This is a genomic window from Geobacter anodireducens, from assembly GCA_001628815.1.
In the GTDB taxonomy this organism is placed as follows: Bacteria; Desulfobacterota; Desulfuromonadia; order Geobacterales; family Geobacteraceae; genus Geobacter; species Geobacter anodireducens.
This window is the reverse complement of record CP014963.1, coordinates 2,395,276-2,417,500: the sequence shown is the minus strand read 5'-3', so window position 1 is coordinate 2,417,500 and position 22,225 is coordinate 2,395,276. Positions and strand designations below refer to the sequence as shown.

Sequence of the window (22,225 nt, the reverse complement as noted above, 5' to 3'; positions counted from 1 at the left end):
ATGGCGGTAGCGACTGTTTACTAAAAACACAGGACTCTGCTAAGTCGCAAGACGATGTATAGGGTCTGACGCCTGCCCGGTGCCGGAAGGTTAAGGGGATTTGTTAGCGCAAGCGAAGCTTTGAACCGAAGCCCCGGTAAACGGCGGCCGTAACTATAACGGTCCTAAGGTAGCGAAATTCCTTGTCGGGTAAGTTCCGACCTGCACGAATGGCGTAACGATTTCCGCGCTGTCTCAACCAGTGGCTCAGCGAAATTGAATTCTCGGTGAAGATGCCGAGTACCCGCGGCAAGACGGAAAGACCCCGTGAACCTTTACTACAGCTTGACAGTGACATTCGGAATAGCTTGTGTAGGATAGGTGGGAGGCTGTGAAACCGGGACGCCAGTTTCGGTGGAGCCACCCTTGAAATACCACCCTGGTTGTTTTGGATGTCTAACCCAGGCCCGTCATCCGGGTCGGGGACACTGTCTGGTGGGTAGTTTGACTGGGGCGGTCGCCTCCCAAAGCGTAACGGAGGCGCGCGAAGGTTCCCTCAGGCTGATTGGAAACCAGCCGTAGAGTGCAAAGGCATAAGGGAGCTTGACTGCGAGACAGACACGTCGAGCAGGTACGAAAGTAGGCCTTAGTGATCCGGCGGTTCTGTATGGAAGGGCCGTCGCTCAACGGATAAAAGGTACTCCGGGGATAACAGGCTGATCTCCCCCAAGAGTTCACATCGACGGGGAGGTTTGGCACCTCGATGTCGGCTCATCGCATCCTGGGGCTGAAGTCGGTCCCAAGGGTTTGGCTGTTCGCCAATTAAAGCGGTACGCGAGCTGGGTTTAAAACGTCGTGAGACAGTTTGGTCCCTATCTGCCGTGGGCGCAGGATACTTGAGAAGAGCTGTCCTTAGTACGAGAGGACCGGGATGGACGTACCTCTAGTGTTCCAGTTGTTCCGCCAGGAGCATTCGCTGGGTAGCTATGTACGGAAAGGATAACCGCTGAAAGCATCTAAGCGGGAAGCCTCCTTCAAGATTAGGTATCCCCGGGACGCAAGTCCCCTGAAGGCCCGTTGTAGACCACAACGTTGATAGGCCGGGTGTGTAAGCGCAGCAATGCGTTCAGCTGACCGGTACTAATCGGCCGTGAGGCTTGACCATAATTTATTTCCGAGCTTTATTCATACGGGGGTGGTAACCCCACCCCCACTATCTACCCCTACTCAATCTCGATCAATGCAATTGACTTAGATACATTTATACCGTTTCTCGGTGGCTATGCCGAGGGGGTCACACCCGTTCCCATCTCGAACACGGAAGTTAAGCCCCTCTGGGCCGATGATACTGCACGGGTAGCTGTGTGGGAAAGTAGGTCGCCGCCGGGATTTTTTCCAACCCCCCTGGTCCTCTACGGATCAGGGGGGTTCTTTCGTTCGGTCATCCGATCCCCACCCCTTCTGCCCAAACACCGCCACCGCACAACCCCCTCCCCCTACTCCCCGCATGCTCCACAGCCGGCACGCCGGCCAACACCGATCTCACGAAATCGCAGCGACAGGCTGTCATACGTGAGCAAACGCCCCGTCAGCAATTCTCCGACTCCCAGCAGGTGCTTCAATGCCTCTGTCGCCTGCAACGAGCCAATCACCCCTGGTAATACCCCCAAAACTCCGGCGCGGGAACAACTGGTCGCTATCCTTGAACAGATGATTTCGGTAACGTTTTCTGCAGCCAATCGGAGATCAAAGAAAATCCAGCTAAATATATTTACATCTCCGTCGAAGAGATATGTGTTGCATGGATGAGCGCCGGATGTAGATGCCGACGTCTATACGCAGGCAAAGGAGCGGATTATGTTCAAGAACATGAAGGTCGGTTTGAGGCTTGGTATCGGCTTCGGAGTTGTGGTTGCCGTATTCATGACAGCGATCCTTGCAACGCTTGTTCTGCTGCGCGAGGTCAATCAGGAGTCGCGCCAGGTGGCCGAAGAATCGATACCATTCCTGATGAGTGCGTACGAGATGGACTTAGCCCTGTCAGAGTTGACGGAGGGTCTCACAGCCGTGGCCGCCACCCATAACCCCGATGGTTTCAAGGGGGCTGAGGAAGCGGCTGCCACTGTAAAGCGGGAAGTAGAGAAGTTCCGCGAAATGTTCCGCAAGGAAAATGATACGGCTGCATTAAAGGAGCTGGAAGAACTGGAGGCAGCCTTTACCTCCTTTCATCTCAGCGGGGTCAAGATGGCCAAGGTCTATATGGAGCAGGGGATTACAGCCGGCAACCCTCTCATGAGGGAGTTTGATAAATCCCACGAAGCACTGATCGAAAAGGTCGAGAAACTTCAGAAGAGCCAGGTGAACGAGGCCCTGAGCAATAGCCGCGATAACGTTGCCGCGATCGGCAAGGTGACCATGGTCCTTATCGGGTTCGGCATCATAGCTGTCCTGATAGGTGTTGCCGTGGCCTTTTTCATTACTCGGAGCATTACGCTCCCGCTCGTCCGCGCCATGGAAGCAAGCAATCGCCTTGCAGAGGGTGATTTGACCATGGAGATCGTCGCGGATCGCGAAGATGAGGCAGGACAACTACTTAAGTCCATGAAGAATATGATCGGCTCCCTGCGTTCTCTTGCCACGACGGCAGAGCGCGTGGCTGAAGGAGACTTGGCAGTCGAGGTTGTTGTCCGCTCCGACCGCGACGTTCTTGCCAGGAATCTCCATGCCATGCTCGAGACGCTCAAGGGGCTGCGTCAGGAAACTGATGACCTTATCTTCGCCGTGCAAGACGGCAGGCTGGGCGTGCGTGGCAATGCCCGGGCTTTCAGCGGCGGATGGGGTGAGCTCCTGACCGGCATTAACCAGTTGGTTGACGCATTTGTGCAGCCGATACAGGTGACGGCAACGGCACTTGACCGGATCAGCCGCGGTGATATTCCGGAGAAGATAACGACCGAATACAAGGGAGATTTCAACGAAATTAAAAACAACCTCAATAGTCTCATTGATGCCATGAATGCAATTACCAGGCTCGCCCAGGAACTTTCCGCCGGCAACCTGACGGTGGAGGTGAAGGAGCGCTCAGACCGCGACGAACTGATGAAGGCCCTTGCCTCCATGGTGGCCAAGTTGCGCGACGTGGTGGCGGATATCATGGCGGCCGCGGACAACGTCACGTCAGGCAGTCAGCAACTGTCGGCCACGTCAGAGGAGATGAGCCAGGGGGCCACCGAGCAGGCTGCGTCGGCAGAGGAAGCCTCGTCGAGCATGGAGCAGATGTCGTCCAATATCCGCCAGAACGCAGACAATGCGGCGCAGACCGAGAGGATCGCCGTCAAGTCTGCAACTGACGCAACCGAAGGAGGGACGGCGGTCGGCAATACCGTTTCGGCCATGAAGGAGATCGCTTCGAAGATTTCCATCATCGAAGAAATCGCCCGCCAGACGAACCTGCTGGCGCTCAACGCGGCGATCGAGGCGGCGCGGGCGGGTGAGCACGGGAAGGGGTTCGCGGTGGTGGCGAGCGAAGTACGCAAGCTTGCTGAGAGAAGCCAGAAGGCAGCAGGCGAAATCAGTGAACTTTCCTCGTCGAGCGTTGAGGTTGCAATTCGGGCAGGCGAACTGCTTGCCACCATCGTGCCCGATATTCAGCGCACCTCGGAACTGGTGCAGGAGATCAGCGCCGCCTGCCGCGAACAGGATACGGGTGCCGAGCAGATCAACAAGGCCATCCAGCAACTCGACCAGGTGATCCAGCAGAATGCCTCGGCAGCGGAGGAAATGTCGTCCACGGCCGAGGAGCTTTCGTCGCAGGCCGAACAGCTCCAGGATACGGTTGCTTTCTTCAGGATCGGCGAAGAGGTGAGACGCAAGACTGCGCCAAAGCCGTCACGGCCGAGTGCCAAGCGCGCATCAGGCTTCCTGCGGTCCCCAATGGCACGGCCAACGGCTATGGTCGCACGGGTGCTCCCGTTACAGGCGGCTTTGCCCTGGACATGGCAGGCCACGATCATCTGGATAGCGAGTTCGAGAAATTCTGAGGCCATTGGCGTTCAGAACGTAGGGGCAGCCATGTAGTGCGTTGTGTCGTGGCACGGCATCAGGTTTCCCGTAGCCGCCTATCGGGAATATCCTGAGAAGCCTAAAGATTTCCCGTTATTCACCGATATCACAACAAAGTGACATCCATCGGCCCAAGGTTCCTCCGTTGGGAGGAAACAGGTCCGGGTGCTTGGCTGTCCATGCGTTACGGAGGTTTACCATGAGCGTTGTCGCAATCGCCGAAATCAGGCAGTATCTTACCTTCAAGCTTGACGATGAGGTGTTTGCCGTTGACGTGGCAAAGGTTCGGGAGATCCTTGAGCTTACCTCCATTACCAGAGTGCCCCAGACTCCTCAGTTCATGCGCGGGGTGATCAATCTGCGGGGAAGCGTGGTGCCGGTGGTTGATCTGAGGCTCAAGTTCGGCATGTCCGAGACTGCGCCGACCGTCGATACCTGCATCATCGTGGTTGAAGTGGCCCATGGGAGCGAAACGCTCATACTCGGTGCCCTGGCCGATTCGGTACAGGAGGTTTTCGAAATGGAACCGGAGCAGGTCGAGCCGGCCCCCCGGATAGGAACCAAGCTCAACACCGATTTCATCCTCGGCATGGGAAAACACGATGGACGGTTCATTATGATTCTTGACATCGATCGGACCTTCACCAGCGGCGAACTTGCGACTGCCGGATCGATGTCGGGCGAGGCGGCGTAGAGACCGGGTTTCCGGGGTATGGCTGGGGGGGGGATGTTTAGCGCTGCGACTGACAGAATTACCACGACGGCCATGACCGACCGGGAGTTTGCCCGATTCAGCGAGTTTATCTACGACACTTGTGGCATCAAGATGCCGCCGGTCAAAAAGACCATGCTGGAGGCCCGGCTCCAGAAACGGTTGCGCAAGCTGGGGATCAACTCGTTCAAGGACTATTCGGAGTACCTGTTCAGCCGCACTGGTACCGAGACAGAGCTCGTCCACCTGATCGATGTCGTAACCACCAACAAGACCGACTTTTTTCGCGAACCGGCCCATTTCGACTATCTGGTCTCACAGGCCCTGCCCGAGCTCATGGAGCGGACCGGCGCCGGACTGCGCAAGCCGCTTTCCATCTGGAGCGCCGGCTGTTCCAGCGGTGAAGAGCCCTATACCCTCGCCATGGTGCTTTCGGAGTTCAGCGAGCAGCAGAATATTTCGTTTTCGATTCTCGCCACCGACATCTGTACCACTGTTCTCGATAAGGCCAGGCTTGCCGTGTATGACGAAGAGCGGATCGATCCTGTCCCCCTGTCGTTGCGCCGCAAGTACCTGCTCCGTGGGAAAGGGGAGCAGAAGGGGCTGGTGCGAATCGTGCCCCAACTCCGCCACCGCATCACATTCCGCCGCCTCAATTTCATGGATGGCGACTTTGGCATGCGGGAACCGATGGACATTATTTTCTGCCGCAACGTGGTCATCTATTTCGACAAGACGACGCAGGAGCGGCTGCTGAACAAGTTCTACCGGCAACTGATCCCGGGCGGCTATCTGTTCATGGGGCATTCCGAGACCCTCTCGGGCCTGGATGTTCCCTTTGTCCAGATGGCATCCACCGTGTACCGGAAAGGGTTATGACCACCCGGCATCCCAAGCTGCCTCACATCTACCTGAAGCCGGGAGAGTTCCATTTCGCCACGAAGCCGACAGTGGTAACGACCGTGCTGGGGTCCTGCGTTTCAGTCACCATGTTCGACGTATTCTCCCGGGCGGCGGCCATCTGTCATGCGCTATTGCCGGACGGGCCGCGGGATGACGCCTTTCGTTACGTGGACTCGTCTATCTTCCGGATGCTGGAGATGTTCATGTCTCGCGGGATAACCCCGAGGCAGCTCCAGGTGAAACTGTTCGGCGGTTCTGACATGCTGGGGGCGACCGCAAGCCGACCGGGCGTCGGCAGCCGCAACGTGGACATCGCTCACCAGGTTCTTGCATCCGAAGGGCTTGAGGTGGTTGCGGCAGATGTGGGGGGAACCCGTGGGCGCAAGCTCTTTTTCTATACCCATACGGGTGAGGTGCTGCTCAAACGGTTGAACCGCACCGAGGCGGACAGTTGAGCCGGAAAAGGCCGGGATGGGCAGATCCATGAAGAAAATCAAGGTGCTCATTGTCGATGATTCAGCTGTGGTCCGCCAGACCATGGCGGATATTCTCGCCTCAGACCCCCAGATCGAGGTGATGGCAACGGCTGCTGATCCCTTTATCGCTGCGGAGCGGATGAAGGGCGAAGTGCCGGACGTCATTACCCTTGACGTGGAGATGCCGCGCATGGACGGCATCACCTTCCTCCAGAAGATCATGAGCCAGCATCCGATTCCGGTGGTCATGTGCTCCACTTTGACAGAGAACGGCTCTGAAACGGCCATGAAGGCCCTCGAGTACGGGGCTGTGGAGATTATCCAGAAACCGAAGCTCGGCACCAAGCAGTTTCTCGAGGAGTCCCGGGTCAGGATCTGCGATGCGATCAAGGCTGCCAGCCAGGCAAGGCTGAGGAAGATTCCCGTCCGCCCCCACGCCGTTGCCCCCAAACTCAGTGCCGACGTAATCCTTGAGAAACCGGCCTCCCGCGCCATGATCCAGACTACGGAGAAAGTGGTGGTGGTGGGTGCCTCCACTGGTGGTACCGAGGCATTGCGCGTTTTCCTGGAGTCCTTCCCCGCCGATTGCCCGCCCATCGTCATTGTCCAGCATATGCCCGAAGGGTTCACCCGGGCCTTTGCCCAGCGACTCGACGGCATCTGCCGCATCTCGGTCAAGGAGGCCGTTGACAACGATTCGGTGATCCGCGGCAGGGCCCTCATTGCTCCGGGCAACCGGCACATGCTCCTCAAGCGGAGCGGTGCCCGATACTATGTGGAGATCAAGGACGGGCCCCTAGTGTCCCGCCATCGCCCGTCGGTAGATGTTCTGTTCCGTTCGGCGGCCCGGTATGCCGGTAAGAACGCCATGGGAGTCATTATGACCGGCATGGGAGACGACGGCGCCAGCGGCATGCGCGAGATGAAGGATGCCGGTGCCATGACCATTGCCCAGGACGAAGCGAGCTGCGTGGTGTTCGGCATGCCCAACGAAGCCATCAAACGCGGCGGGGCAATCAAGGTGCTGCCTTTGGAAGCCATTGCAGCGGAGGTGATCAGGCATTGCAGTTGAATCCCCGTAACTGACCGGGCAGGGTGGGCATGCTCTTCCATGACGGGTAACCCGGCCGGATGGAGGCAGGCACCGAGCATGGTCCGACGCGCTATTTAACTAAAGCTCCTTGATGTTTCGATTATAGCGGGTTAAGCTTGGCATAGTCGCGGTGTACATGGGGGTGGGTGAAAACATGGCGGAAGAAAAGTTTTTCCTGGGCAGACAACCAATCCTTGATCGGGAGCAGCGGCTCTACGGCTTCGAACTTCTGTTCCGGTCAGCCGACTCTCTCCACGCCAATGTGACCGACTATCTCCAGGCCAGTGCCAGTGTGATTTTCGATGCGCTCTCCAGTTTCGGTTTCCGGGAGATACTCGGCAAGCACAAGGGGTTCATCAACGTCAACGCCGATGTCCTCATGAGCGAGGCCCTGGAGCTTCTTCCGCCCGAAAAGGTGGTCATCGAGCTTCTGGAGCATGTGCCGATTACCGAAACCGTTATCGGCCGTTGCCATGAATTGCGGGAAAAGGGGTTTTCCCTGGCCCTTGACGACCATGTCTATGAACCGGTCTACGAGCCCCTCTACCATCTCGTTGACGTGATCAAAATTGACCTGTTCCGCACCGGCCTGGAAAATCTTGCCTCGGAAGTCGAGACGCTCAGGAAGTGGAACACCAAGCTCCTGGCCGAAAAGGTGGAGACGGTGGAGCAGTACGAGCGGTGCGCCAAGCTCGGTTTTACCTATTTCCAGGGCTACTACTTCGCCCGCCCCGTGGTGCTCACCCGCACCCGCGTCGACGTGGGCCGGCTGGCCATCGTCAAGCTTTTCAATCAGTTGGTGGCAGAAGTGGAACTGGCGGAACTGGAGGAGACCTTCAAGCAGAACCCGAATCTGGTCCTCAATCTCCTGCGGCTCGTCAACTCCGTTGCTGTTGGTCTCAAGGAAAGGATCACCTCGCTTCGCCACGCGATCATGGTGCTTGGCTACCACCAGTTGCGGCGCTGGGCCATGATGGCACTCTTCGCCAACAACGCCCAGGGGGTAGGGGACAACCCACTCCTGGTCATGGCTGCCACCCGGGCCCGTCTCATGGAGCTCATCATCTCGGAACAGCCCGCTGCCCGCCTGGATCGGGACTACCCCGACCGCGCCTTCATGACCGGTATCCTATCCCTGGCTGACGCACTGCTCAAGGTTTCCATGGACGAGGTCCTTGCCCCTCTCAATCTGGACAATGACGTGCGGGAAGCGCTGCTTTCCCGAACCGGGGAGCTGGGAGAGCTCCTTACCCTGGTGGAGAAGATCGAAAAGGACGATTTCGAAAACATCGCTTGCAGCTTTGAGCGGTTCCAGCTCTCCATGGAGCGTCTCGCTCCCGTCCAGATGGATGCCTGCAACTGGGCGACCCAATTGGGTGAAGTCGCCTGACCGCGCCCAGCCGTACGTTATCCCATAACCCTTGACATTGCTGCTGCATGGCTCTATTCTGCCAGATTATTCACGCGGATATGCCAGTCCCGCGCGCAGAGGAGCACCCATGAAGCCCCTGTTTCTCAACCCCCCAACCTACGAAGATTTCGACGGCGGCGCCGGTGCCCGTTACCAGGCCTCCCGGGAGGTGACGTCCTTCTGGTATCCCACCTGGCTCTGTTTCCCGGCGGATGATCGACGGCTCCCGCGTGGTGGACGCGCCGGTGCAGCGCTTCGATCTGGACGCCTGTCTTGCCATTGCCGCTGACTATGACATGGTGGTGATGTACACGTCTACCCCCACGCTTTCCCTGGACATCGAAACCGCCCGCCGGATCAAGGAGCGCAAGCCGGCCATGGTGACGGTCCTGACCGGCCCCCATGTGACGGTCCTCCCGGAAGAGTCGCTCCGGCAGGGGGAAGGGGTCATCGACATCGTCTGCCGCGGCGAATTCGACTACACCACCAAGGAGCTCTGCGAAGGGCGCGAGTGGGAAAAGATCGACGGTATCAGCTTCTGGAAGGACGGCGTCATCCACCATACCCCCGACCGTCCCCCCATCCAGGACCTGGACGCGCTGCCGTTCGTGGCGCCGGTCTACAAGCGGGATCTGCCGATTGCCGAGTATGTCATCCCCCACTTCAAAAACCCCTACGTATCCATCTACTCCAGCCGCGGCTGTCCGTCCAAGTGCATCTACTGCCTCTGGCCCCAGACCTTTTCCGGGCGCGCCATGCGGACCCGCAGCCCCCAGAACGTCTACGAAGAGGTGAAGTGGATCGTCGACAACATCCCCGAGATGCGCGAGCTCTCCTTTGACGACGATACCTTCACCGCGGACCGGCGCCATGCCAGGGAGGTGGCGGCCAAACTGAAGCCGCTGGGCATCTCGTGGACCATCAACGCCCGGGCCAATTGCGACTACGAGACCCTCAAGATCATGCGCGAGGCGGGTCTGCGCCACGTGGTCGTGGGCTACGAGACGGGGAACGAGCAGATCCTGAAGAACATCAAGAAAGGGGTCACCAAGGAACAGGCCATCGAGTTCACCAGGAACTGCAAAAAGCTCGGTCTCTCCGTGCATGGCGCCTTCATCATGGGACTTCCCGGCGAGACGCGGGACACCATCAGGGAGACCATCGAGTTCGCCAAAGCCTTGGATCTCAACTCCATCCAGGCCTCCCTGGCCTCGCCCTATCCGGGCACCGAGTTCTGGGACCTGTGCCGACAGGAGGGATGGATCGCCTCCGACGCCTACATTGACGATACGGGCCACCAGATGTGCGTCATAAACTATCCCCACCTCTCCAACGCGGAGATCTTCAATGCCGTGGAGGAGTTCTACGACAAGTTCTACTTCCGCCCCAAGTTTATTCTCCGGACGGTCATGAAGATGATCACCGACGGCGAAGAGCGCCGCAAGCGGCTCAAGGAAGGGAAACAGTATCTGGAATACATGAAAAAACGCAAGGCCGCGGGCCATTCCTGCTGATTCCGAACCCATGAAACGCGTCATTATCAATGCAGACGATTTCGGCCTCTCCGACGGGGTCAACCGCGCCGTCATCAAGGCGTGGCAGGAGGGGATACTCACCTCTGCCTCGCTCATGGTGGGGGGCGACGCATTTCACGAGGCGGTCCACCTGGCAAAGGCCAACCCCGGGCTCCAGGTGGGGCTCCACCTGACCCTTGTCCAGGGGCGGGCCGTGGGGGAGCACGGTGGTTTCCCCTCCATCTGCGACAGCAAGGGGGTTTTCAGCGACGATCCGGTCCAGACGGGGATGCGCTACTTTTTCATCCCCCCGTTCCGCAAACAACTCTATCGCGAGATCGAGGCCCAGATCGTCCGCTTCCTCCAGACCGGGCTGCCGCTCTCCCATGTGGACGGCCACCTGAACATCCACATGCACCCGGTGGTCTTCGACCTCCTTTGCGGACTCATGCGCAAGCACGGCATCACCACCTTCCGGCTCTGCCGGGAAAACCTGAGGGCAAACCTTGCCCTGGACCGGGAACGCGGGTTCGGCAAGATGGTGGACGCTTCATCTTCTCGAAGCTCGCCGGCCGGTGCCGGCCCATTCTCGACCACCTGGGCATCGGTTATGCGCAGGAGGTGAAGGGACTCCTCAATTCGGGCCGCATGACCGAGGAGTACCTGCTCCGGGTGCTCGATACCCTTGAAGAAGGGACCACGGAACTCTACTTCCATCCCGGCTGCCTTCCCTGCGCCGAGATCACGCGCCGGATGCCGGACTATCGGCACGAGGAGGAACTGGCGGCACTCACGAGCCCCCGGGTCAAGGGGCGCCTGAAGGAGCTCGGCATCGAACTCGGCAACTATCGGGGAGAGGTCAAGACCTATGCTTAAAACGGTAATCATTATGCTCATGGCGGTGTCGGCCGGCACCATCGGCGACATTCTCCTGGCCAAGGGGATGAAGGAACTCGGCGACCTGTCGGCCATGAACCTGCGGGGCATCCTCAATGTGGCCGGACAGGCCCTCACCTCGCCGAAGTTGATTTTCGGCACCGCCATGCTGGCAATCTTCTTCTTCCTCTGGCTGGCGGTCCTTTCCTGGGAAGACCTGTCCGTCGCCCTCCCCATGCAGGCCCTCAATTACGTCCTCGTTGCGTTTCTTTCCCAGTGGTTTCTCGGCGAGACCGTTTCACCCCTTCGCTGGACCGGCACCATTCTGGTCTGCGTCGGAGTCATGCTCATCACGAAAAGCGGAACCTCCTGAGGGCAGAATGCTTCATATAGAACGAAAAAAGGAGCCGTTCGGCTCCCTTTTTCGTTCTGTCCATCGTGCACGAACGGCGTCCTATTTCTTGGACTGGACTTCTTTTACCGCCTTTTCGAACGCGTCGGGGCTGAACCCCTTGAGCACCTTGTCATTGCCGATGATGATCACCGGCACGCCCTGGCTCTTGTATTTCTTGGTCAGCTCTTCCATGGCCGTGGCATCCAGTTCCACGTCCTTGTTTATGAACGGAATGTTCTTGGCCGTGAAGTACTCCTTGGCCTCCTTGCAGTGGGGGCACCAGGCCACCGAATAGAGGACCACCTTGGGGTAGGTCTGCTTCTTGACGGACGCGTCGATCTTGCTCTGGGTGGGGGATACGTCGGCTGCCAGAGCCGGCACGGCCAGAGCCGCAATCGCCAGAACGCATGCCGCAGCGAATATTTTACGCATGACTCTCTTCTCCTTTGCTGTACAATTGGCTTCGTCGTTCCTCCAGACTATACCGAAGGGGAAGGGCAAGTCAAATGGGCAGGGGACAGGACACTTGAACGAGCGGATACGGATACGGGAGATACTGGCCGGAGCCCCGGCCGGCAGGGAAGTGACTGTCAAGGGGTGGGTCAGGACGAGCCGCGTTGGCAAGGGGGTCGCCTTTCTGGCGGTGAATGACGGATCGTGCTTGGCGAGCCTCCAGGTGGTGGCCGAACCGGGACTCGCCAACTACGACGAGGTGCGAGCCATCGGCACCGGCGCCGCCGTGGCGGTCCGGGGGCTCGTTGCCGAGTCGCCGGCCGCGGGGCAGGCCGTGGAGCTCCACGCGGCGGAGGTGACCGTGATCGGCAGCGCCGACGAACAATATCCCCTGCAGAAAAAGCGCCACACCTTCGAGTACCTGCGGACCATTGCCCACCTGCGTCCCCGCTCCAACACCTTTGGCGCGGTGTTCCGCATCCGCTCGTCGCTGGCCCAGGCGGTCCACCGCTTCTTTGCCGAGCGGGGCTTTCTCTACGTCCATACCCCCATCATCACCACCAGTGACTGCGAAGGGGCGGGCGAACTGTTCCGGGTCACCACGCTCGATCCGTCGGCCCCACCCATGGCAGACGGCGCGGTCGATTTCAGCCAGGATTTCTTCGCGGCCCAGGCGGGCCTCACCGTCAGCGGTCAGCTTGAGGGCGAGCTCTTTGCCCAGGCTTTTTCCGACATCTACACCTTCGGACCTACCTTCAGGGCTGAAAATTCCAACACTCCCCGCCATGCCGCCGAATTCTGGATGATCGAGCCTGAAATGGCCTTTGCCGACCTGAGGGACGATGCCGCGCTGGCCGAGGATTTCTTCCGGTACCTGTGTCGCCACGTACTGGCCAACTGCGCCGAGGACATGGCCTTTTTCAACGAGCACGTGGACCGGGGGCTGCTCGCCCGGGTAAGGCAGGTTGCCGGTTCGTCCTTTGCCATGATGGAGTACGACGAGGCCATCGAGCACCTGAAGCGGGCAGCAGTCCCCTTCGAGTACCCGGTCGAGTGGGGGCTCGACCTCCAGACCGAGCATGAGCGTTACCTGACTGAGCAGGTGGTGGGCGGGCCGGTCTTCGTGGTCAACTATCCCCGGGAGATCAAGGCATTCTACATGCGCCTGAATGACGACGGCAGAACCGTGGCAGCCATGGATCTGCTGGTGCCCAAGGTGGGCGAAATCATCGGCGGCAGCCAGCGTGAGGAGCGGTGCGATCTTCTGGAAATCCGCATGCGCGAGAGCGGCATCGCTCCCGAGAGCCTCTGGTGGTACCTGGACTCCCGCCGCTGGGGCTCCACCCCCCATGCCGGCTTCGGCCTCGGTTTCGAGCGGCTCATCATGTACCTGACCGGAATGGAGAATATCCGCGACGTGATCCCGTTCCCCCGTACCCCTCGTCACGCGGAGTTTTAAGGATTCCGGCACCTCACTTTCCGGAGCATGCACCATGTTCGTTCATTCGCTCTGCCTCCATCTCCACCTGCCGAGCCATTCCCTCAAGGGGAAGCGGGGGATCGTCAAGAGCATCCTGGCCCGGGCGCGGCAGGATTTCAACGTGTCCACCGCCGAGGTGGACCTCCAGGACGTCCCGGACGAGTCGGTGCTCGCCTTCGCAACGGTCACGGCCGACCGGTCTCCCGGCCGGCATCTTCTGGAACGCCTGGAGAACCGTATCGCCGAGGAGCGCCCCGACGTGACCATTGTCGCGGCCGAGTTCGAGGAGCGTTGACCCAATCGGACGGCCCGTTGATGTGGAGCAGACAAAAAAGATCATATTTATCTTTTTTGGTTGACCTTTCCCGGAATCATGGTAAGGTTGAGACCATGCCCGGCGGCATGTGATCCAATCAAGACCTGTCAAGGAGGAAGCAACCATGGCCTATGAAGCAAAAGACTATTCGAAACTGATCGGGATGGCGGGATTCAGCGAGGCTCTCCTGAAGAACCATTTCACCCTCTACCAGGGGTATGTGACCAATACGAACAAGGTTCTCGACATCCTCGCCAAGATGCTCGCCGACGGTGCCACTGCCACTCCCGAGTATGCAGAGCTGAAGCGGCGCTTGGGATGGGAGTTCAACGGCATGCGGCTCCACGAGATCTATTTCGAGAACCTCGGGGGCAATGGCTCCATCGACCAAGCCGGCAAACTGGCCGCGAAGATCGCCGCCGACTTCGGCAGCTATGAGGCGTGGGAGAAGGATTTCCGGGCCACCGGCGCCATGAGGGGCATCGGCTGGGCGGTGCTCTACCAGGATTCGGCCACCGGCAAGCTCATCAACTTCTGGGTCAATGAGCACGACGTTGCCCATCCCGCCGGCTGTACCCCCATCCTGATCATGGATGTCTTCGAGCATGCGTTCATGCTCGACTACGGTCTCAAGCGTCCCGACTACATCGAGGCATTCTTCAAGAACATCGACTGGAAGGCTGCCGAGGCCCGGTTGAAGTAACATTCGTTCAGACCCGACAGAGGGGGCGCTCACGGCGCCCCCTTTTTTCTTCATGCGACAGGGAGCGTGCCGCCCCGCCGTGGCGGGGCCACAGGAGGTGACAGCCATGAAAGGACTCATCATCAGTGCCGACCAGTTCGAGGATTCGGAACTTCTCGTCCCCTACTACCGGCTTCTGGAAGAGGGGATTGCGGCCCGGATCGCGGCCCCGGTCCGGGGGACCATCACGGGCAAGCACGGCTATGGGGTGACGGCTGACCTGGCGCTTGCCGAGGTTGCTGCCGACGACTACACCATCCTCATCCTGCCGGGGGGAAAGGCTCCCGCTGCCGTGAGGCGGGAGCCGGCGGCCCTGGAGATCTGCCGGAGTTTCTTTGCCCATGCCAAGCCGGTGGCCGCCATCTGTCACGGTCCCCAGACGCTGGTCAGTGCCGGGCTCCTGTCGGGCAGGCGCGCCACCTGCTACCAGTCGGTGGCCGATGAGCTGCGCAGCGCGGGCGCCCTCTACGAGGACAGTGAAGTGGTGGTGGACGGCAATCTGATCACCTCCCGTGAGCCGGCGGATCTCCCGGCGTTCATGCGGGAGATCATGAAAAAGCTGAAGGGATAGGGGCGTAGCGACATGAAGCGACTGCTCCCGGTTGTCATGGTCTTTTGCATGGGCGTGGTGCCGGCCCTGGGTAACGGTGCGGGTGAAACGGTGGAATTCCGCGCAACCATCGGAGACGATGGCGTGCAGCGGGTGCGGATAGTCGGGGGCGAGTACTACTACCGGCCCAACCATATCATCGTCAAGGTGAATGTGCCGGTGGAGATCACGGCGGTCAACGACTCCCGCTTCGTTCCCCACGACCTGATCGTAAAGGCCCCGGAAGCGGGTATGGATTTTCGCATCGACCTGAAAAAGGAGGCGCAGATGGTCCGCTTCACGCCCACCAAGGTCGGGGTCTATCCCATGTACTGCGATAAGAAGCTTCTCTTCTTCGCCAGCCATCGTGAAAAGGGAATGGAAGGAGTGATCGAGGTGGTTGAGTAGATTGCCGACCGGTGGTATGGTGATGCGACGCGCCGGCCCCGCGCCCGGCAGCCACTTTCTCCGTCCGGAGCCAATGCCATGGGTCATGAGGATCTGCAGAAACTGAAAATCGACAAGGGAGCGGCATTCCGGCCCGCGGCCCGGCGCAGGCCCCTCTACTGGATCGCGGCGGCCGTTGCCCTTGCGCTGCTGCTGGTCCTGTTCGCCACCGGCGTTCTCACGCCGGCCGTGACCGTTGAAACCGGCACCGTGACCCAGGTTTACCCGTCCCAGACCTTTACCCTGCTTAACGCCAGCGGATACGTAGTGGCCCAGCGCAAGGCGGCCGTGGCTGCGAAGCTCACTGGCCGGCTGGTCTGGCTCGGCGTGGAGGAGGGGAGCAGGGTCCGCAAAGGAGATGTGCTGGCCCGGCTGGAGAGCGACGATGCCGCTGCCGGCCGGGACCAGGCGGCCGCCAACCTGGGCACGGCCCGGGCGAGCCTGGATCAGGCCCGGGCCGAGCTGACCGATGCCAGCCAGGCATACGAGCGGCAGAAGCAGCTCGTGTGCGAGGGAATCGTGGCAAAGGCCGACTTTGACGCGGCAGAGGCCCGCTTCCTCCGGGCCCGGGCCGCGGTGACCGCCGCCGAATCGTCCATCCGGGCCGCCTCGGCTGCCCTGCGGGGGGCGGAGGTGAACCTGGAATATTCCCTCATCCGCGCTCCCTTCGATGCCGTGGTTCTGACCAAGAATGCGGATGTGGGCGACATCGTCACCCCCATCGGGGCCGCGGCCGACGCCAAGGCCGCCGTGGTCAGCATCGCCGACCTGGCATCGCTCCAGGTGGAGGCGGACGTCTCGGAATCCAACCTGGCCAAGGTCAAGGAGGGACAGCCGTGCGAGATCCAGCTCGACTCCCTGCCGGATGAGCGCTTCCGGGGCTTCGTCCACATGATCGTCCCCACGGCTGATCGCTCCAAAGCGACAGTCCTGGTGAAGGTCCGCTTTGAGAAACTTGATCCCCGTATCCTCCCCGAGATGAGCGCCAAAGTGGCATTTCTGGAGCGGCCCGTGGCCGCGGGGGAAGAGAAGCCGAAGACCGCCGTGAATCCCGCCGCTGTGGCCGATCGGGACGGCCGCACGGTCCTCTTCGTCCTGAAGGGGGGCCGGGTGACCGCCGTGCCCGTGACCCTCGGCGCCCGCCAGGGAGACATGGTGGAGGTTGTCTCCGGCGCCAAGGCCGGGGACAGGATTGTTGTCAAGCCCCTGGACAAGCTCAAGGACGGCGCCCGCGTCAAAACGGCGGAAAAGTAGATGAGCGAAGCGCGGGAACCCATCGTCGCCATCCGCAATCTTTCCAAGTCCTACCGCCGGGGGGCGCAACTGATCCCGGTACTCCAGGACATTACCCTGGACATCGCGGCCGGGGAGTTCCTGGCGCTCATGGGACCGTCCGGTTCGGGGAAGAGCACGCTCCTGAACCTGGTTGCGGGGATCGACAAGGCCGACGCGGGGACCATCACCATCGGCGGCGTGGAGATCACGACCCTCTCCGAGGCCGCACTGGCCTCCTGGCGGGCCGCGCACGTGGGGTTCATCTTCCAGTTCTACAACCTGATTCCGGTGCTGACGGCCTTCGAGAACGTGGAGTTGCCGCTGCTTCTCACGGGGCTTTCCCGACGGCAGCGGCGCGAGCACGTGGCAACCGTCCTCTCGCTGGTGGGGCTCGCCGACCGGATGGATCACTATCCCTCCCAGCTCTCGGGGGGGCAGCAGCAGCGGGTGGCCATCGCCCGGGCCATGGTGACCGATCCGGACATCCTCGTGGCCGACGAGCCCACCGGCGACCTGGACCGGGTTTCGGCGGGAGAGGTGCTGACCCTCATGGAACGCCTGGTGTCAGGGTTCGGCAAGACCATCATCATGGTTACCCACGATCCCCGGGCCGCAGAGCAGGCCCACCGGCTCCTCCACCTGGAGAAGGGTGAACTGACCGACGGGGCCGGCTAGCCGATGTTCATCATCAAGCTCCTCATCCGCAACGCCTTTCGCCACAAGCTCCGGACCGGGCTTACCATCGTGGGGGTTGCCATCGCCATTGTGGCCTTCGGCCTGTTGCGGACCCTGGTGGACCTCTGGTACGCGGGGGTTGAGGCGTCCTCTGCCTCCCGTCTCATTACGCGCAACTCCATCTCTCTCGTTTTCCCCCTCCCCATTTCCTACAAGGACCGGATCCGCCAGGTGCCGGGGGTTCGCGACGTGTCCTGGGGCAACTGGTTCGGCGGCATCTACAAGGAAGAGAAGAATTTTTTCCCCAGTTTTGCCGTGGAGCCACGCAGTTTCCTGGCCATGTACCCGGAGTACCGGGTCGACCCCGTGGAGATGAAGTCCTTCCTCCTGGACCGGAAGGGAGCCATGGTGGGAGCCAAGACCGCCGAGCGTTTCGGCTGGAAGGTGGGGGATCAGGTGACGCTCCGGGGGACCATCTTCCCCGGACAGTGGGAATTCGTTGTCCGGGGCATCTACCATGGGGCAGCCAAGAGCACCGATGAGACCCAGTTCTTCTTCCACTGGGACTACCTGAACGAGGTCATACGGCGGACGGTACCCCGGCGGGCCGATCAGGCGGGGTATTACATCATCGAGCTGAAAAAGCCTGATCAGGCGGCGGAGGTCTCCCTGGCCGTGGATGCCACCTTCAGGAATTCCCTGGCCGAGACCCTGACCGAGACGGAACGGGCATTCCAGATGAGCTTCGTGTCCATGACCGAGGCCATCGTCATCGCCATTCAGATCGTTTCCTACGTGGTAATCGTCATCATCATGGTCGTGGCGGCAAACACCATGGCCATGACGGCCCGGGAGCGGATTCCCGAGTACGCCACCCTCAAGACCCTCGGCTTCGGCGGATTCCACATCGCGGGAGTGATCTTCGGCGAATCGCTCGTCATCGCCATGGCGGGCGGAGTGACCGGGGTGATTCTCACCTTTCCCGCGGCCCGCTGGATCGAAACCGAGCTGTCCCAGTTTTTTCCCGTGTTCACGGTGGCGCCGTCCACCATCTGCATGGACCTGGCGGCAGCCTTCATCGTGGGGGCGGTGGCCGGCATCTTCCCCACCTGGCGCGGGGTGACCATCCGTATCGCCGAGGGTCTCAGGAGAATCGGATAGTGGGAATCCCTTACTCTTACAGCCTGCGCAATCTCTGGACCCGGCGCCTCACTACCGTGCTGACGGCATCGGGCATGGCGCTGGTGGTCTTCGTGTTCGCGGCGACTCTCATGCTCTCCGAGGGCCTGCGCAAGACCCTGGTGGACACCGGCTCGTGGGACAACGTGGTGGTGATCCGCAAGTCCGCCCAGACGGAGGTTCAGAGCGGGGTTGACCGCTCCCAGGCGGCCATCGTGGAAACCCAGCCCGAGGTGGCCATGGCGGAGGGGCAGCGACTGGTGGCCAAGGAACTTGTGGTGCTCATCAGCCTGCCGAAACGGGGCACGGGAAAGCCGTCCAACGTGGTGATCCGGGGCATCGGCGCGCCCTCGCTCCTGCTGAGACCCCAGGTGAAGCTTAGGGAGGGTCGGATGCCCCGGCCCGGCTCGGCGGAGATCATCGCCGGGGCGAGCATTGCCAAGCGGTTCCAGGGGGGAGGGATCGGCGAAACCCTGCGCTTCGGCATGCGGGATTGGACCGTGGTGGGTATCTTCGATGCCGGCAACACGGGTTTTTCCTCGGAGATATGGGGGGACGTGGATCAGTTGATGCAAGCCTTCCGGCGCCCGGTCTACTCGTCGGTCATCTTCAAACTCAGGGATGCCGCCGAGTTCGATCGCGTCAAGGCCAGGTTGGAGGCGGACCCGCGCCTCACCGTGGAGGCGAAGCGCGAGATCCGCTTCTATGCCGACCAGTCGGAAGCCATGGCCACGTTCCTGAACATCCTGGGTGTGACCCTCACGGTAATTTTTTCACTGGGCGCGGTCATCGGCGCCATGATCACCATGTATGCCGCCGTGGCCAACCGGATCACCGAGATCGGTACGTTGCGCGCCCTCGGTTTCCAGCGGCGGAGCATTCTGGGGGCGTTCATCCTGGAGGCGCTGTTTCTGGGACTTCTGGGCGGGGTGGTGGGGATCTTTTTCGCCTCGTTCATGCAACTGGTGACCATCTCAACCATGAACTGGCAGACCTTTTCGGAGCTGGCGTTCAGCTTTACCCTTACCCCCCGCATCATCGGCGCGTCGCTGGTGTTTTCCCTGGTCATGGGGTTCGTGGGGGGGCTGCTCCCGGCGTTCCGGGCAGCGCGGATGAACATCGTGGACGCCTGCGGGCGAGCTGAAAGGGGGCTCAGAGGCCGAGCCGCGTCCGCGCGTCGAGCAGATAGGCCCTGACCGCGCCGGAGCTCTCCAGGGCCAGGACTTCCCGCGCCACTTCTTCGGCCATGGTGCTGGAAAGGGCGCGGATGGTCTGTTTCACCACCGGGATGGAGGGGGCCGAGAGGCTGAATTCCCTGATGCCCATGCCGAACAGGAGCACTGCATTGATGGGGTCGGCCGCCATCTCGCCGCAGATGGAAACCGGCTTGCCCGCAGCCGTTGCCGTGTCGACCACGCGCTTGATGGAGTGGAGCACCGCCGGCTGGTAGGGATCGTAGTAGCGGCTCACCTTGGGATTATTCCGGTCGGCCGCCATGGTGTACTGGATCAGGTCGTTAGTGCCGATGCTGAAGAAATCCACCTCCCGGATCAGGATGTGGGCCGTCTGCACCGCGGCCGGCAGTTCCACCATGATGCCCAGCTCGAGGTTCTGGTCGAAGGGCACCCCCTCGCGGCTAAGCTCGCTACGCACCTCGTTCATGATCTTTTTGATCTGCCAGATCTCGCCGATGCTCGACACCATGGGGAACATGAGCTTGATTTTCCCGTGGGCCGATGCCAGCAGGATCCCTGCCAACTGGACCCGGAAGATATCCTCCCGCTCCAGGGATACGCGGATGGAGCGCCATCCCATGAACGGATTGTCTTCCTTGGGCATGGGGAAATAGGGGAGGGTCTTGTCGCCGCCGATGTCCAGGGTCCGGATGGTGACCGGATTGGGCGAGAACCCCTCCAGGACGCGTCGGTAGAGGCTGAACAGGGCGTCCCGGGAGGGAAAGGCCGAACGGGTCATGTAGGGGAACTCGGTCCGGTAGAGTCCGACCCCTTCGGCGCCGTTGGCCTGGGCGATCCTGATGTCGCTCAGCAGGCCGATGTTGGCCCGCAGCCAGACCTGTTCGCCGTCCAGGGTCACTGCGGGCACGTCCCGCAGTTCTTCCAGCTCGCGCAGTCTGACGCTGAAGTCGGCCTCCAGCCGTGCATACTCCTCTTTGACCTTGGCGCTGGGGTTGATGTAGACATGCCCCGAGCTGCCGTCCACGATCACCTCATCCTTGAGCCCGAGGTTCTGCAACGCTCCGCCCACCCCCACCACCGCCGGGATGCCGAGGGACTTGGCCATGATCGCCGCATGGGAGTTCACGTCCCCTCTTTCGGTCACAATGCCGAGAATCTTGTCGTGGTCAAGGGTGGCCATGTCGGAGGGGAGTATTTCGCGGGCCACGATGATGCGCCGTTCCCGGAGCTTGGGAACGGGCTTGCACGAGCCGTCCAGGCACGAGATGATCCTGCGGCGGATGTCTTCCATGTCGGCGGAGCGTTCCCGGAGGTAGGGGTCTTCCATCTGGGAAAAGGCGTTCACGTAGTGGGCAACCGCCTCGTTCACCGACCGCACCGCGCCGTAATCCTGCTCGATAAAATCCATGACCCGGGCGATGAAACCCCGATCCTCCAGGATCATCAGGTGGGTGTGGAAGATGGCGGCATCCTCTTTGGAGAGGGTCTCGGCCACCCGCTTCTCCATATAGATCGTTTCGATCCGGGCCTTTTCCAGGGCCATGAGAAAGCGGCGGCGTTCCTCGCTGGTGGGACGCACCGTGGCCACTTCCATGCCGTCGGCCACCGAATGATCGATGACCGCCACCTTGCCCACGGAGAAACCCGAGGAAACGGGAGTCCCCATCAGGTGCAGCGAGCGGCGCTCCCTGCCGCGGGCCTTGCGTGTCTTTCCCGTTGGCGCGCCGATGGATTTGAGTTTTTCCAGCTCCCGCTCCAGTCGGTCCCGCTCTTCCTCATTGCGGCGGATGGAGTCCAGGAGCTTGGCGTTGATGACGATGCTCGTGATCTGGTAGGCAATGGTGGAGAGTGTGCTGACCTCTTCCTGGTGGAAGGTCCGCTGCTCCCTGGTCTGGATGACGATTACGCCGATGGGGGTCCCCCGATGGAGCAAGGGCATGCCGAGGAATGAGTTGAAGCGCTCCTCCTTGGTCTCGGGAAAATACTTGTAGCGGGGGTGAAGGGGGGCATTGTCGGTGGCGACGATCCCCTCTTGCTGCACCACGAGCCCCGAGAGCCCCTCGGAGATCTTCATGGTGATCCGTCCCACGGAGCTCTTGGAGAGTCCGCGGGTCGCGGCCAGGCGCAGGGTTTCGCCGTCCTGCTCCAGCAGGTAGATGGAGCAGACGTCGGTGCCGATCCGCTTGGCAACCATCTGCACGATGTTGTCCAGGGTTTCCTGGAGATCGTGGGAATGGAGGATGAGGGCGCTTATGTCCTCCAGAATGCGCAGTCCGGTCGCTTCGAGTCGTTCGTCGGCCATGGTGTGCAGTGCCCTCGACGTAAAGTCCGCTCATTATATTCCATGAACGACCCGAAAGGAAAGCACGTTTAACGCCCCGGAACCCGGAAATGGGCTGAAAGGTGGCAACGTTCGATTCTTTCTGCTATAGTGTGCCGCGACGTATGACGCT

At 60.9% G+C, this 22,225-nt stretch carries 16 protein-coding genes, 2 rRNA genes and 4 pseudogenes (1 of these 22 cut by a window edge); 20 read left to right on the top strand and 2 right to left on the bottom strand.

Features of this window, described 5'->3' with window-relative positions; all coding sequences use genetic code 11:
* The 11 genes and pseudogenes from A2G06_11080 to A2G06_11030 form a co-directional block, all read left to right on the top strand.
* Positions 1-1,145: ribosomal RNA gene (locus A2G06_11080) — 23S ribosomal RNA — on the top strand; it begins 1,815 nt to the left of the window's first position.
* A 106-nt stretch (positions 1,146-1,251) separates the two neighbouring features.
* Positions 1,252-1,368, top strand: a 5S ribosomal RNA gene (gene rrf, locus A2G06_11075).
* Between the two features lie 468 nt (positions 1,369-1,836).
* Positions 1,837-4,019 (top strand): annotated as a pseudogene (locus tag A2G06_11070) (chemotaxis protein).
* 221 nt (positions 4,020-4,240) lie between these two features.
* Positions 4,241-4,735, top strand: coding sequence for a chemotaxis protein CheW (locus tag A2G06_11065; GenBank protein ID ANA40733.1), 495 nt, complete (start codon positions 4,241-4,243; stop codon positions 4,733-4,735).
* A gap of 33 nt (positions 4,736-4,768) precedes the next feature.
* Complete coding sequence (locus A2G06_11060) at positions 4,769-5,632, top strand: chemotaxis protein CheR (GenBank protein ID ANA40732.1); 864 nt, start codon at positions 4,769-4,771, stop codon at positions 5,630-5,632.
* The gene (locus A2G06_11055; GenBank protein ID ANA40731.1) at positions 5,629-6,111 is read left to right on the top strand and encodes a chemotaxis protein CheD; all 483 of its coding nucleotides are present in this window, start codon (positions 5,629-5,631) and stop codon (positions 6,109-6,111) included. The genes A2G06_11060 and A2G06_11055 overlap by 4 nt, the downstream gene beginning before the upstream one ends.
* Positions 6,112-6,139: 28 nt before the next feature.
* Entirely contained in the window at positions 6,140-7,204 is a 1,065-nt protein-coding gene (locus A2G06_11050; protein ANA41663.1) for a chemotaxis response regulator protein-glutamate methylesterase, read from the top strand.
* Positions 7,205-7,379: 175 nt separating this feature from the next.
* Positions 7,380-8,615, top strand: coding sequence for a diguanylate phosphodiesterase (locus tag A2G06_11045; GenBank protein ANA41662.1), 1,236 nt, complete (start codon positions 7,380-7,382; stop codon positions 8,613-8,615).
* 109 nt (positions 8,616-8,724) lie between these two features.
* Positions 8,725-10,150: pseudogene (locus tag A2G06_11040) on the top strand (hopanoid biosynthesis associated radical SAM protein HpnJ).
* Between the two features lie 10 nt (positions 10,151-10,160).
* Positions 10,161-11,026 (top strand): annotated as a pseudogene (locus A2G06_11035) (hydrolase).
* Entirely contained in the window at positions 11,019-11,399 is a 381-nt protein-coding gene (locus A2G06_11030) for a hypothetical protein (protein ID ANA40730.1), read from the top strand. The pseudogene A2G06_11035 and the gene A2G06_11030 overlap by 8 nt, the downstream one beginning before the upstream one ends.
* Positions 11,400-11,480: 81 nt before the next feature.
* Here A2G06_11030 and A2G06_11025 read toward each other — a convergent pair whose 3' ends face one another.
* A complete protein-coding gene (locus A2G06_11025) occupies positions 11,481-11,852 on the bottom strand; it encodes an NrdH-redoxin (protein ANA40729.1) in 372 nt (123 codons plus the stop codon).
* 94 nt (positions 11,853-11,946) lie between these two features.
* Here A2G06_11025 and A2G06_11020 point away from each other — a divergent pair, with 94 nt between their 5' ends.
* From A2G06_11020 to A2G06_10980, 9 genes and pseudogenes are all read left to right on the top strand, one after another.
* A complete protein-coding gene (locus tag A2G06_11020; protein ANA40728.1) occupies positions 11,947-13,332 on the top strand; it encodes an asparagine--tRNA ligase in 1,386 nt (461 codons plus the stop codon).
* Positions 13,333-13,366: 34 nt separating this feature from the next.
* Positions 13,367-13,648 (top strand): hypothetical protein, encoded by a 282-nt coding sequence (locus A2G06_11015; GenBank protein ANA40727.1) that lies wholly within the window; start codon positions 13,367-13,369, stop codon positions 13,646-13,648.
* Between the two features lie 145 nt (positions 13,649-13,793).
* Positions 13,794-14,372 carry a superoxide dismutase gene (locus A2G06_11010; GenBank protein ID ANA40726.1) on the top strand — a complete coding sequence of 193 codons (579 nt, stop codon included), beginning with the start codon at positions 13,794-13,796 and terminating at the stop codon, positions 14,370-14,372.
* 106 nt (positions 14,373-14,478) lie between these two features.
* On the top strand, positions 14,479-14,982 hold the full coding sequence (locus A2G06_11005; GenBank protein ANA40725.1) for a protease: 504 nt from the start codon (positions 14,479-14,481) through the stop codon (positions 14,980-14,982).
* 12 nt (positions 14,983-14,994) lie between these two features.
* Positions 14,995-15,408 (top strand): quinol oxidase, encoded by a 414-nt coding sequence (locus A2G06_11000; GenBank protein ANA40724.1) that lies wholly within the window; start codon positions 14,995-14,997, stop codon positions 15,406-15,408.
* A gap of 78 nt (positions 15,409-15,486) precedes the next feature.
* Positions 15,487-16,701 carry an efflux transporter periplasmic adaptor subunit gene (locus A2G06_10995; protein ID ANA40723.1) on the top strand — a complete coding sequence of 405 codons (1,215 nt, stop codon included), beginning with the start codon at positions 15,487-15,489 and terminating at the stop codon, positions 16,699-16,701.
* On the top strand, positions 16,702-17,397 hold the full coding sequence (locus A2G06_10990; protein ANA40722.1) for an ABC transporter ATP-binding protein: 696 nt from the start codon (positions 16,702-16,704) through the stop codon (positions 17,395-17,397).
* A 3-nt stretch (positions 17,398-17,400) separates the two neighbouring features.
* The gene (locus A2G06_10985) at positions 17,401-18,558 is read left to right on the top strand and encodes an ABC transporter ATP-binding protein (GenBank protein ANA40721.1); all 1,158 of its coding nucleotides are present in this window, start codon (positions 17,401-17,403) and stop codon (positions 18,556-18,558) included.
* A pseudogene (locus A2G06_10980) lies at positions 18,558-19,706 on the top strand (multidrug ABC transporter permease). The gene A2G06_10985 and the pseudogene A2G06_10980 overlap by 1 nt, the downstream one beginning before the upstream one ends.
* 22 nt (positions 19,707-19,728) lie before the next feature.
* Here A2G06_10980 and A2G06_10975 read toward each other — a convergent pair.
* On the bottom strand, positions 19,729-22,074 hold the full coding sequence (locus tag A2G06_10975; GenBank protein ANA40720.1) for a diguanylate phosphodiesterase: 2,346 nt from the start codon (positions 22,072-22,074) through the stop codon (positions 19,729-19,731).
* Positions 22,075-22,225: the final 151 nt, after the last annotated feature.